Here is an 8170-nt window from a genome sequence, read left to right on the forward strand (position 1 = left end):
ACATGGGGAACAGCGGGCTAACCCCCGCCCAGAAACTAAAAACAGCTGCCTGAAGTCTCATTCAATGCCCCACTAAAAATGGGGGGATTACCAAGGCAGTTGATCACATGGGCGCTCAAAAGGGTACCAGTATATACTGGCCTGACGCAGTTTTTATTATCCCGCCAGTTCAGGTCTCCATGTTTTCTGAGGATTGCGCCAGTCCACACCCTCCAGCAGACAAGTCAATTGTGACGGGGAGAGATGGATCGCTCCGTCCTTTGCCGAAGGCCACAGGAAATGCCCGCGCTCGATCCGCTTCGCATATAAGGAAAGGCCGATCCCATCGTGCCAGATCAGTTTCACCAGGTCGCCGCGTCGGCCCCTGAAGGCATAGACGTCACCCGCGAAAGGGTCACGACCCAGTGCTTCCTGGACCTTCAACGCCAGCCCGGGCATCCCCAGGCGCATATCGGTTACACCGGCCGCCAGCCATATCCTCAGCGTGGAAGGAAGCGGGATCATGATCGTAGTGCGCCCACAATCTCACGCAGACGATCAGCGGACAGCCCTGTGTCGAACTCCAGCCGCACACCGTCCGGAAAGACCAGGCGGACGGCTTGGCCGGACAGCGTTCCCTGTTCTCTCCGACGCTCCAATGGCTGCGGCTCGGGGGCCGGGGCCACCATGACAGGTATGAACGATGTCCCGCCTTTGGCCTGCGCTTTGGCCCGAGCCTCTCGCCGCCAGCGAAACACCAGACTGGGATGGATCCCATACTGTGCAGCCACCTCCCTTATGGGGCGTCGGCTCTCGTAGGACGCGATGACCACTCGCGCGCGAAATTCAGGGGCGTGCCAGCGGCGGCGATCCGAAACGATCTCGATCCGCGAGGCATCCGCCAGCCTGTCCCGCTCATCGGTCTCTCTACCGCTCCTTTGGAGCCTCTCTGCGGTACTACCTGCGACACTCGCAGGTAGTACCGCGTCCCTATCTCTTAAATCGTTCATGCTTCATAGCTGAACCAGACCAGAAATATTCAGCAAAGCGTCAGTCGCCGGGAGCTTACACTATCAGTGCGTTGGTGACTCTCCGTTTGAATTATATAGACGTTCGGTCTAATTAAATCAGTATGAATCCTGCCACTCCTTCCCGTCGTCGCGGACGTCCACCGAAGGCAACGGCCGGATTCAACGAGACGCGCGCATCACTGGTGCGGGCTGGCTTGGTAGCGCTGACAGAGAAAGGTTTTTCCGCAACCGGTCTCGACGAGGTGCTGAAGGTGGTCGGGGTACCTAAAGGCTCGTTCTATTACTATTTTGAAAGCAAGGAGGCTTTTGGCGCCGAACTGATTGATCACTATGGTCATTATTTCGCACGCAAGCTGGATCGGTTCTTTGCCGATGATGGCTTCTCGCCGTTGGATCGGCTGAAAGCTTTCATGGTCGATGCAGAGGCAGCAATGGAGCGCTTTGCGTTTTCGCGCGGCTGTCTTGTTGGCAATCTGGGGCAGGAGATGGGTGCGCTTCCAGAAGCCTTTCGTCAGAAACTGAGTGATATTTTTGCAGACTGGCAACGGTGCACGGCCCTGTGTTTGCGCGCAGCGCAGGCAGCAGGTGAGATCCGCAACCATCATGATGCCGATCATCTTGCCGCGTTTTTTTGGATCGGCTGGGAAGGAGCAGTTCTCCGCGCCAAGCTCGAACGCAATAGTACCCCACTTAGAACCTTCGCAGAGGGATTTCTTGCGATGCTCCGCACCTGATCCCTTTTTTTCGGCAACACTAGACGATCGGTCTAATTATAAAGGAGGCACGGCACTATGAGCACATTTCGGGCGATCGTGATCGAGAAAAACGACACGAGTCAGATCGTTGGACTGAAAGATTTCAGCGAGGCGGATTTGATGGACGGAGACGTCACGTTTCGAGTGACGCATTCCACGGTCAACTATAAGGATGGCCTGGCTCTGACAGACAAGGCTCCAGTCGTCCGGCGCTTTCCCATGATCCCGGGCATTGATGGTGCTGGCGTAGTTGAAGCATCAGGTCATCCGGATTTCCGCGTCGGCGACCAAGTCATCCTGAACGGCTGGGGAACGGGTGAAACACATCTCGGTTCTTATGCCGAGAAAAGCCGTGTCAAAGGGGATTGACTCGTACCCTTGCCTGCCGGACTGACGCCAGCCGAGGCTATGGCGATCGGCACTGCGGGCTACACTGCAATGCTCAGCGTTCTGGCGCTGGAAAAGCATGGATTGCTGCCATCTGATGGGCCGGTAATCGTCACAGGTGCTGCTGGCGGCGTGGGTTCAGTCGCGATTGCCCTGTTGGCGCAGGCTGGCTGGCACGTCATCGCTTCGACCGGGCGGGCAGAGGAAGCAGATTATCTCAGGAGCCTCGGAGCGGCCGAAATCATTGATCGTAACGAACTTTCCGGCCCCATGCGTCCGCTCGGCAAGGAACGGTGGATCGCGGGCATCGATGCTGTGGGCTCACATACGCTCGCTAATGTGCTGTCGATGACCCGATACGGCGGTGCAGTTACGGCTTGTGGCTTGGCGCAAGGAATGGACCTGCCTGCATCGGTAGCACCGTTCATCCTGCGCGGCGTCTCGCTGCTTGGTATTGATTCGGTAATGTGTCCGAAGCCGCGTCGCCTTGAAGCTTGGGCGCGTCTTGCAACGGATCTCGATCGCGAGAAATTAGGCGAGATCACCGCGACGATCCATTTTGAGGACGTCATCACAGCCGGCCAAGATATCATTGCCGGAAAAGTGCGGGGCCGACTGGTTGTCGAGATTCAGAAAAGTTGAAAGGAGATGGAGCGGCGATTGCGATCGCCGCTCAAATCAGATCCTGCAACTGTTTCAGGAATTCCGCGATGTTCGCCTCATCGCGCTTGTAATAGGTCCAGGGGCCTATGCGCTGCGACGTGACGAGCTTGGCGCGTTGTAGTGCTGTCAGATACAGCGAAATGGTCGACTGAGACAGGCCGGCCCGCTCCTGTATGATGCTCACGCAGACACCTACCTGCTCAGGATCGACTTCCTGTTCAGGGTAATTCTTGCGAGGGTCCTTGAGCTTCGCCAAGATTGCCAGCCGGGCGGGGTTGTCCAAGGCCTTCAGTGCGTCGTTGATATCGATGCTCATGATCCTCCATATAGCGAGAAATGCCAATATAGCAATATCTCGTTTCCTTTGGGATGGACCTAATTACGCTGGAAGTGTCAGAAGCCGTGTCCAGATGTCTGGACACGGCCTGAAATCCCTAACGCTGATAGGTGGGATAGTCAGTATATCCTTTGTCGGTGCCGCCATACATGGTCGTAGGATCTACTGGATTGAGCGGCCAACCATGAGCGATGCGTTCCGGCAAATCGGGGTTTGCGATGAAGGGACGCCCGAAGGCAATCAGATCGCCCCAGCCTGCCTTGACCACGCGCACGCCACGCTCGGGAGTGTACCTGCCAGCATAGAGAACCCGGCCGCTGAAGTTTTTCCGTACGTCCGCACGGAAGGATTCAGGCAGTTCCGGCGCGTTATCCCAATCCGCCTCGGCAATCGAGACGTAAGCGACCCCAACTTTTTCGAGAACCTTTATGGCCTCAATGTAGGTCGTGTGGGGGTCTTCCTCGACAAGACCAAGATAGACGCGGTCCTCGTTGGTGGAAGCGAACAGGGGAGAAAAGCGGACTCCCATTCGCTCTTTACCGACGACATCGGCAACCGCCTGCGTCACTTCGGCCAGGAATCTCAGTCGGTTTTCCAGTGAGCCGCCATATTCATCCTCGCGCTGGTTGGTGTGGGTAGAAATGAACTGGTTTATCAGATAGCCGTTGGCGCTGTGGATCTCCACGCCGTCAAAGCCTGCATCGAGAGCATTGCGCGCGGCCTGGGCATAGAGCTGGACAAGTTCCTTGACCTCTGCGGTGGTCAGGGCGCGCGGTGCCGACGGTAGTGTGAGAGCGCCCTGGCCTGGGCCGGTTTCAACGAACACTCTGACATTGTCGGCCGGGATCGCCGATGGCGCGACCGGAGCGGCTCCACCAGGCTGGAGGGAGGTGTGAGATACGCGCCCCACATGCCATAATTGCAAGAAGATGGTTCCTCCCTCGGCGTGAACGGCATCGGTGATCTTGCGCCAGCCCTCTACCTGTTCGGGACTGTAGATGCCGGGTGTCCACGCATATCCCTGTCCGCGCGGTTCGATCTGTGTCCCCTCGGTCACCATGAACCCTGCACTGGAGCGCTGGCGGTAGTAGGTCGCCATCAGATCATTGGGGATGTTTCCCGGCTGGGAGCTGCGAGAACGTGTGAGCGGGGGGAGAACGATCCGATTTCTGAGGGTATACGGACCCAGGGTCACACTGTCGAAGAGAACCGAGTTTTGCATTTTGCGAATCCTAGATATTGAGAAACACCAATATATGAGAGCGTGAAAAGCCTCATATCCACTCGGGATCAGAACAGTCCGGCAGAAGCCTCGTTGAGCCGGCTGCGGGCATCAAGCGCTAATTTTTGGGTTTTGCGTTCAATGCCTGACCTTTTGTAACTACCGAGGCGCTCGGCGTCGGTATCGAGCTGATTGGCAAACTTCACCGGGCGTCTCCTTCTGTGGGTGAGTGACACTGCCAAACATAACTACACAACGAGATATGTCAATATCTAGGTTTTAAGATTTAATCTGGCTACTCTCCGTGTGCCATCACCCGACCCTGACAGCGAACCCGTTGCCTCGGCCTTCGTCCAGCGGCAGCGTCTGGGACAAATATCCATTCGCCGGGTTGTTCAAGTAAGCGATGTAGTCTGGATCAAACGCATTTTCGCCGAAGATCGCTGCGCCGGGTGCCAGCCGGGGTTCGATCAGTTTCAGAACTGGCAGATAGAGCGAGAACGCACCGTCGAGTAGGAGAAGATCAACCGGTCCATCAATGTCGCAGAGCGTTTCAAGCGCATCGCCTTCACGAATATCCACCAGATCAGCTAAGCCTGCTGCATCAAGATTTGCCCGCGCCTGTGCCACCTTGGTGCGTTCCATTTCGCTACCGATCAACTGCCCGCCACCATTATCACGAAGGGCCGTGGCCAGATAAATGGTCGAGATTCCCATCGACGTGCCGAATTCTACGACCCGACGGGCTTTGCAGGCTCGTGTCATCATGTAGAGAAACTGACCGTAGCGCGGCGAGACGGCGAGAAAATTGTCGGCATAGTCGTGATAGACGCTCCGATAGTCGGCTCTTTCTTGGGCAAGTAGTTCTGCCATCACCTGTTCAGCCGATGTTTCCGGTGCGTTAAAGCGCGCCATCATGGTTTCCATGAGTTCGCGGTCGGACGTTTCTGCATTCCTGTGCAGCGTTTCCAGGAGGGTAATGACTGGCCTGGTGGTCAATGTGTTCACGGGGCGTCCTTTCGCAGATGTCAGGATCTTGAAAAGTTTGATTGATTGTCTGCTCAGGAATAGCCCTGCATGGATATGGCGTCATTCAGATATCAGGTCAGATTATTATTCAATCTTGCCAAACTGATCCTTGCCGTCAAAAATACGTCTATGCCCATGCTGAACGAATTGTCGAAGACGGAAGACTGGATCGAACCGGATGACGTTCCCCGGGCGATCGTAACCTACGGTTATGCGGCCGGGCAGGCTGAGAGCATGGAACTGGACTTTCACAGTCATGCCAAAAGCCAGATTATGCTGGTGCAACGCGGCGCGCTTACCTGTGAAGGGGATAGCGGATTATGGGTTGTTCCGCCGCGTAGTGCCATCTGGATACCAGGCGGGGCACGCCATGCCATCAGGATAAGCGGTGCGCTTGAGGGGTATAATGCATTCATTGATCCCGCGCTTGGTCCTCCCTTGCCTGAAACCTGCTGTGCGGTCGCCGTAACGCCGCTGCTTCGCGAGCTGCTGGTTCGGGCATCCGAACTGCCACTCTACTATGAAGAAAACGGCGCAAACTCACGCCTGCTGGACGTGCTTCTTGATGAACTTGCTCGGGCCAGGGTCGAGGATCTCCATCTTCCCATGCCTGTCGATAGGCGTCTTCGAGGGATTGTCAGCATGATGACTGGGGCGCCAGGTGAGCGGAAAACGCTCGATACCTGGGCCAGACAGGCCGGAGTCAGCGAGCGCACCCTGTCGCGCCTGATCAGCCAGGAGACCGGCATGAGTTTCGGACGCTGGCGGCAGCAGTTGAACGTCATGCTTGCTGTTCAATGGCTGGCAGATGGTGCGACGATCCAGCAGGTTGCGGGGCATCTAGGCTATGAGAGTGTACCGAGCTTCGTGACGATGTTCCGCAAGGTGCTGGGTATGTCTCCTGGACGTTATATGGCCGAGCGATATTCTGGATAATGGATTAGCAAGTTTTTTTGAATTTCGGCCACTCGTTTTCACTGGCGGGGACCAAGCCGGGCGGAAAGATAGAGCCTGTTCATGTGGCGCAGTTCATCAGGCGCACCAGGCGTCGTCGGAGCGTCCTTCAGGGTCATACCCAGCATGACCTTCATATTGTTCAGGACAACCGCCGCAATATCGCCGGCCGTCTGCTCGTCCAGTCCAGACGCACACACCCGCAGGGCGGCCGAAATACCGGCCAGAGCCTGCTGGCGTGATCGGTCACGGATTTCCGTCCGGTCAGTATGCGCCTCCATCAGCGCCGGAAGGGATTTTACACGCGGATAAAGCACCGCCAGCAGGTCAATCAGGATGTCAGCCAGTTCTTCAGGTGAAAGATCCGCTGCACGCTTTTCCAGCGCTTCATATTCGTCATGCACGATCGCCATGTGTTGCTGCAAGAGTACTTCCCCGACTGCCTCCTTGTTGGGGAAGAAACGGTAGAGCGAACCGATCTTCGCGCCGGCCTTGCTGGCGATCTCCGCCATTGTTGTGGCTTCGTACCCATGCTCCGCCATGAGATCGGACGCAGCCGCTAGCAACTCCGCCACTCTCTGCCTGCCGACTGCACGGCGCGGCTGAAGCGCCGCCCGCTTTCCCCTTGACGAAGTTGAGTTCATGCTCAAATAATGCTCCTGTTTGAGTGTTAACTCAATTTCTATCAACTCTGCGCCTATCGGACAACGAGTCCGTAAGTCGTATGAGCATACAGGGAAGAACCGTCATGATTTCTCTTTCAGCGCCCCGGACCGCCCTGATCCTGATTGATCTCCAGAAAGGTATTGTCGATCGGACGCTGGCTCCTTTCACGGGAGAGGCGGTTGTCGAACGCTCCAAAAAGCTTGCATCCCGGTTTCGGGCCGCAGGCTCGCCTGTCATTCTGGTCAATGTCGCCTTTGCTCCCGATTTCGCCGATGCCGTGCATACCGAGGTCGATCGTCCTTTTGCGCCGCCCCCGGGTGGATTTGCCCCTGACTGGACCGAACTGGTCGAGGGGCTGGCCGAGCCGACAGACCTGCTTGTCACAAAGAAACAGTGGGGTGCCTTCTATGGAACCGACCTGGATCTTCAGCTTCGGCGGCGCGGAATCACGACGATCGTGCTGGGTGGCATCGCAACGAATATGGGTGTCGAGTCCACCGCCCGCGCCGCACATGAGCATGGTTACGGCGTGGTGATTGCGGAAGATCTGACATCCACTTTCGCCGAAGAAATGCAGCGCTTTGCCTGTGACCATGTTTTCCCGATGCTCGGCCGCGTCACGACCAGTGACGCCATCACTCTGGAGCCCTGAGCAAAATAGCTGCTCGCTGCTCTTTAACGCCGTGACATAAATCTGAAAGCAACAGCTTTGCCGCAATCGCAAGAGCCCGCCCGACTTCCGGCGGGTATTTGGAAAATCGTCAGTGTCGCGGCGATCGGGTCTTTCATGTCGCAACTGGATGCGACGATCGTGAATGTCTCGCTACCGGATCTTGTCACGACACTGCACGCACCATTTTCGGTCATCCAATGGGTAGTGAGCGGCTATCTGCTGGCACTAGCCCTGACACTGCCGTTGAGTGGCTGGCTTGTTGGCCGTATCGGCGGCAGGGCGGTTTATCTGGGGTGTTTCGGTGCTTTTACGATTACTTCAGGTGGTAATCCCCCCATAAAAAGAGTGGCTTTTGAATGAGAATTTTCTCAGCGTAAGGATGAGGAGATTCTGATGAAGAGTGATCGCTTTACTGACGCACAGATCATGGGTGTGATCCGCCAGGCTGAGGGCGGTGTCCCGGTTCCTGACCTG

10 protein-coding genes and 2 pseudogenes are annotated in these 8170 nt (G+C 56.6%); 5 read left to right on the forward strand and 7 right to left on the reverse strand.

The annotated features are described in order from the left end of the window. Window positions 1-156: 156 nt before the first annotated feature. Together tnpB and tnpA are read right to left on the reverse strand one after the other, a co-directional pair. The gene (tnpB, locus tag ABF979_RS15410) at window positions 157-504 is read right to left on the reverse strand and encodes an IS66 family insertion sequence element accessory protein TnpB (protein WP_019092242.1); all 348 of its coding nucleotides are present in this window, start codon (window positions 502-504) and stop codon (window positions 157-159) included. Beyond that, the gene (tnpA, locus tag ABF979_RS15415) at window positions 501-989 is read right to left on the reverse strand and encodes an IS66-like element accessory protein TnpA (RefSeq protein ID WP_415499535.1); all 489 of its coding nucleotides are present in this window, start codon (window positions 987-989) and stop codon (window positions 501-503) included. The genes tnpB and tnpA overlap by 4 nt, the downstream gene beginning before the upstream one ends. A gap of 122 nt (window positions 990-1111) precedes the next feature. On the opposite strand from tnpA, the gene ABF979_RS15420 reads away from it, so the two are divergent. Both ABF979_RS15420 and ABF979_RS15425 read left to right on the forward strand, forming a co-directional pair. Beyond that, a complete protein-coding gene (locus tag ABF979_RS15420) occupies window positions 1112-1744 on the forward strand; it encodes a TetR/AcrR family transcriptional regulator (protein WP_415560627.1) in 633 nt (210 codons plus the stop codon). A gap of 57 nt (window positions 1745-1801) precedes the next feature. Then, window positions 1802-2794 (forward strand): annotated as a pseudogene (locus ABF979_RS15425) (MDR family oxidoreductase). Window positions 2795-2825: 31 nt separating this feature from the next. Here ABF979_RS15425 and ABF979_RS15430 read toward each other — a convergent pair. From ABF979_RS15430 to ABF979_RS15445, 4 genes are all read right to left on the reverse strand, one after another. Continuing rightward, the gene (locus tag ABF979_RS15430; RefSeq protein WP_010512214.1) at window positions 2826-3131 is read right to left on the reverse strand and encodes an ArsR/SmtB family transcription factor; all 306 of its coding nucleotides are present in this window, start codon (window positions 3129-3131) and stop codon (window positions 2826-2828) included. A 118-nt stretch (window positions 3132-3249) separates the two neighbouring features. Continuing rightward, complete coding sequence (locus tag ABF979_RS15435; protein WP_415499537.1) at window positions 3250-4374, reverse strand: alkene reductase; 1125 nt, start codon at window positions 4372-4374, stop codon at window positions 3250-3252. A 68-nt stretch (window positions 4375-4442) separates the two neighbouring features. Continuing rightward, window positions 4443-4580, reverse strand: coding sequence for a hypothetical protein (locus tag ABF979_RS15440; RefSeq protein WP_019088881.1), 138 nt, complete (start codon window positions 4578-4580; stop codon window positions 4443-4445). Window positions 4581-4686: 106 nt separating this feature from the next. After that, window positions 4687-5382 carry an O-methyltransferase gene (locus ABF979_RS15445; RefSeq protein ID WP_415499538.1) on the reverse strand — a complete coding sequence of 232 codons (696 nt, stop codon included), beginning with the start codon at window positions 5380-5382 and terminating at the stop codon, window positions 4687-4689. A gap of 75 nt (window positions 5383-5457) precedes the next feature. On the opposite strand from ABF979_RS15445, the gene ABF979_RS15450 reads away from it, so the two are divergent. Beyond that, window positions 5458-6339 carry a helix-turn-helix transcriptional regulator gene (locus ABF979_RS15450; RefSeq protein WP_279184281.1) on the forward strand — a complete coding sequence of 294 codons (882 nt, stop codon included), beginning with the start codon at window positions 5458-5460 and terminating at the stop codon, window positions 6337-6339. Window positions 6340-6377: 38 nt separating this feature from the next. Here the strand turns inward: ABF979_RS15450 and ABF979_RS15455 are convergent, their stop codons facing one another. Next, window positions 6378-7001 (reverse strand): TetR/AcrR family transcriptional regulator, encoded by a 624-nt coding sequence (locus tag ABF979_RS15455; RefSeq protein ID WP_019088884.1) that lies wholly within the window; start codon window positions 6999-7001, stop codon window positions 6378-6380. Window positions 7002-7105: 104 nt separating this feature from the next. On the opposite strand from ABF979_RS15455, the gene ABF979_RS15460 reads away from it, so the two are divergent. Further along, window positions 7106-7675: a hydrolase gene (locus ABF979_RS15460; RefSeq protein ID WP_007400745.1), complete on the forward strand. Its 570-nt coding sequence runs from the start codon at window positions 7106-7108 to the stop codon at window positions 7673-7675. Window positions 7676-7732: 57 nt separating this feature from the next. Then, window positions 7733-8020, forward strand: a pseudogene (locus ABF979_RS15465) (MFS transporter); the annotation flags it as partial. Between the last annotated feature and the right edge of the window lie 150 nt (window positions 8021-8170).

The organism is Gluconobacter sp., assembly GCF_047723935.1.
Lineage (GTDB): Bacteria > Pseudomonadota > Alphaproteobacteria > Acetobacterales > Acetobacteraceae > Gluconobacter.

Excerpts from the sequence above, each read along its gene's own strand:
- tnpB (WP_019092242.1), bottom strand. The coding sequence starts at position 504 with ATGATCCCGCTTCCTTCCACGCTGAGGATATGGCTGGCGGCCGGTGTA.
- tnpA (WP_415499535.1), bottom strand. The coding sequence starts at position 989 with ATGAACGATTTAAGAGATAGGGACGCGGTACTACCTGCGAGTGTCGCA.
- ABF979_RS15420 (WP_415560627.1), top strand. The coding sequence starts at position 1,112 with ATGAATCCTGCCACTCCTTCCCGTCGTCGCGGACGTCCACCGAAGGCA.
- ABF979_RS15430 (WP_010512214.1), bottom strand. The coding sequence starts at position 3,131 with ATGAGCATCGATATCAACGACGCACTGAAGGCCTTGGACAACCCCGCC.
- ABF979_RS15435 (WP_415499537.1), bottom strand. The coding sequence starts at position 4,374 with ATGCAAAACTCGGTTCTCTTCGACAGTGTGACCCTGGGTCCGTATACC.
- ABF979_RS15450 (WP_279184281.1), top strand. The coding sequence starts at position 5,458 with ATGGCGTCATTCAGATATCAGGTCAGATTATTATTCAATCTTGCCAAA.
- ABF979_RS15455 (WP_019088884.1), bottom strand. The coding sequence starts at position 7,001 with ATGAACTCAACTTCGTCAAGGGGAAAGCGGGCGGCGCTTCAGCCGCGC.
- ABF979_RS15460 (WP_007400745.1), top strand. The coding sequence starts at position 7,106 with ATGATTTCTCTTTCAGCGCCCCGGACCGCCCTGATCCTGATTGATCTC.